At 43.1% G+C, this 2,535-nt stretch carries 2 protein-coding genes; both read right to left on the bottom strand.

From position 1 onward, the window contains the following. Nucleotides 1-1,586 (bottom strand): methyl-accepting chemotaxis protein (locus H740_RS00930; RefSeq protein WP_004322019.1); only part of this gene is annotated, 1,586 nt, incomplete at its 3' end. Between the two features lie 18 nt (nt 1,587-1,604). Beyond that, nucleotides 1,605-2,535 (bottom strand): uroporphyrinogen decarboxylase (gene hemE / locus H740_RS00925; RefSeq protein WP_004322017.1); only part of this gene is annotated, 931 nt, incomplete at its 5' end.

Genomic DNA, 2,535 nt, shown 5'->3' with positions numbered 1-2,535 from the left:
ATGATCACGATGATGTTTTTGATCTCCTCGGATTGGCGTATTACGTCTTGCGTCTTTTGGTTGATGGCGCTCATCGAGCTACTCATCTGCTCGACTGCGGCAGCGCTTTCTTGTAGCGAGCTTGCTTGAGAGCTCGCGCCGTCGGTTACCTGCTTCATAGACTGAGCTAAAAACTCCGCCTTTTCCTCTAGAATGCGAGCTTGCTCCAAATTTGTCCTTAACATGCCGGCTATCTCTTCGCCTAAAGCATTTATGCCCGCAGCCATCTTGCCGTCATCTTCGAGCCTTTTTGTAAAGTCTTGCTTTTTAAAGCTTTCAAGCAAATTTAACACCTCGTCACCGTTTGCGGCTATGGCTTGTTTTAGCGCGATTTGTAAGTCTTTAAAAGTTTGCTTTAGCTGGCTAAGAGCCGGATTTGAGGTGTCGGCGTTTAGCTGCGCTACATAGTTACCCTTGCCTATTTGATTTACGAAGGCATTTGCCTCCTTGATAAAGCTATTTTGCTCTGCAAAATTTGCCTCGATTTGCTTGATGTTTTCGTTTATTAGTGCGCTCATCTGACCAATCTCGTCGCTACCGCCGCGATTTAGCAGCTTGGCTTTGTCTGTTTTATTGTTTAAAAAGTCGAAAAATTGCACGAGTCCGTTTTTGGTCTGATCGATACCAGAGATCAAATTTCTACCTATAAATGCGGATACCAATAGCATAAGCAAGATACAAATCACGATAACTACAATACTAACGACCATCTGGGTATTTGCGTCATCTTTAACGATCGCGGCATCCTCTTTCATGTTGTCTAGTAGTTTAAGTTCAAGTTCTCTCATAGCATCTATAGAGATACTTATCTTTGAAAACCATTTTGGTGCTTCATAAGATACGTTTTCAGTAGCTACTACATCTTTGATGATATTTATCGCATCGTTAAAGTCCGTCTTTTTTCTCGCGATATAGTCAAATTCCGCGCTATATTCTTTCGGGTTATAGTCGTCAAAATCCTGCATAAATTTATTGATTACGCTATTTAGGGCGACAACTTTATTGTACTCCTCTTTACTTATGCTTTTTTTTGTAAAAACGCCGTTTAAAGCCGCTCGCAAGATACCGAAAGACTCTTTTATCTCACCCACGATGATGATACGGTTTAGATCATCTACTATACTAGGCTCGAGTTTGTCGCTATAACCATTTATAGTTATAACTTCTTTTCTTAGGATATTCGTTATACGTCCGATGAGATTATCCCCGCTTCTTTGATCAACTCCTGCTCGGATTTTAGATAGCTCGGAGGCTATCTCGCTTTTTTCGGCTAGCTTTTCAAGCGTCTCGTCTACGTTTTTTCTCTGAGCTAGTAGTTTAGCGTTATCCCCACCCGAAAGTACTCCCGAACTAAATCCTCGCTCTTTTTGCATCTCGTGGATAAAACTAGTTTGATTTATGATGGTATCCACGATTTTCTCGCTATATTCAGCCTTTGCCCTAGTTTTTACGATACCGTTTAGTAAGTATGCGCTCATTATACCAAGCCCGATTAGACCGACGATAGCTATCGTCATGATCTTAAATTTGATACCGACGTTGTTCACTTCCTCTCTCCTTTTGTGCTATCTTGCGCTTTTTTCTTGCACTCGTTTTATAAAATATTTCGCGTTTTCTACGGGAACGTCCGGCAAAATACCGTGTCCGAGATTAAAAATATGCGGCGCGTTTTTCATAGTCTGCAAAATTCGTTCCACACCCGCGTCGATCGCTTCTTTGCTATAAAGGCGCGTAGGCTCCATGTTTCCTTGAAGGACGTATTTTGGGCTTAGTTTTTCTTTAGCAAGCTCGATCGGCGTACTCCAATCGACGCCAAAAACCTCAAAATTCCCCGAAATTTTATCCAGATATCCGCTTATGCCTTTTGGAAAAACGATAACCGGAATTTGCGGTAATTCAGCCTTAAGCGCATCCACTATGTCCATGATATACTTCCAGCCGAACTCAAAATACGCCTCATCCTCCAGCGCGGCCGCCCAGCTATCAAAAATTTGCACCGCATTTACGCCGGCTTTTATCTGCTCTTTCATATATCCTATGAGCGCGGTCGTAACCTTGGCTAAAATTTGATGCATAAACTCGGGATTTGAATACAAAAGCTTCTTGCTAACCGCGTAAGTTTTCGTCCCGCCGCCCTCGATCATATATGTAGCTATCGTCCACGGCGCCCCGCAAAAGCCGATTAGCGCCTTATCCTGCGCCAAATTTTCGCGCGTTAGCTTGATCGTATCGTATACGTAGTCTAAATTTTTGATTGATTTTTGGACATCCAGCCTATCTAGATCCTCTCTCGTCTTGATCGGATCACTAAATACGGGTCCTTCGCCCTGGACGAATTTAAGATCCATGCCCATCTCAAGCGGCACGACGAGGATATCGCTAAAAAGTATCGCCGCATCGACGCCTAAAATTTCAACCGGCTGGATCGTGACCTCGCTAGCTTTTTTATAATCTTTACAAAGCGATAAAAAATCTCCCGCCGCAGAGCGAACTCGC

This window comes from Campylobacter showae CC57C, from assembly GCF_000344295.2.
GTDB classification, from domain to species: domain Bacteria; phylum Campylobacterota; class Campylobacteria; order Campylobacterales; family Campylobacteraceae; genus Campylobacter_A; species Campylobacter_A showae_B.
Note: the sequence above shows the minus strand (reverse complement) of the source record. Positions and strands in the feature narration are given on the sequence as shown.